At 62.9% G+C, this 412-nt stretch carries 1 protein-coding gene; it reads left to right on the top strand.

Annotated elements, in window-relative coordinates:
• Positions 1-412: DUF1499 domain-containing protein (locus tag EN862_RS34920; RefSeq protein WP_135913287.1), on the top strand; the 412-nt coding region annotated here is incomplete at both ends.

Raw genomic sequence — 412 nt, 5'->3', positions numbered from 1 at the left:
ATGAACCGCCCGCGCTCGATGTCGGTGACCGGACCAAGGACATGAACGTGCTGTCTCCGCCGACGCCGGGTGAGCAGAGTTTGCAGACCGACAGCTATCCATTGGTCACCGCACGCAGCTACGACCTGCCATTTGAGACCATCGTCAACGCCGTTGAAACCGTGCTCGACCGGCGCGGCTGGGACCTTTCGGAGCCTTATCCCGAACTCGCCGGACAGACAGAGGTGACCATCACCGCCATTGCCTCGAGCTTCGTTCTCGGCCTTCCCGCCGACGTCGCCATTCGCGTCATGGATGACGGCCACACGGTCATCGTCGACATGCGCTCGGCCTCGCGTTACGGCCGCCATGACCTTGGCGACAATGCCGCGCGCATCACCGATTTCCTGGCGGAACTGGATCAGGAAGTCGC

It is taken from the genome of Mesorhizobium sp. M2E.F.Ca.ET.219.01.1.1, assembly GCF_004016445.2.
Lineage (GTDB): Bacteria > Pseudomonadota > Alphaproteobacteria > Rhizobiales > Rhizobiaceae > Mesorhizobium.
The sequence above is the reverse complement of the archived record's forward strand: the minus strand, read 5'-3'. Positions and strand labels throughout refer to the sequence as shown.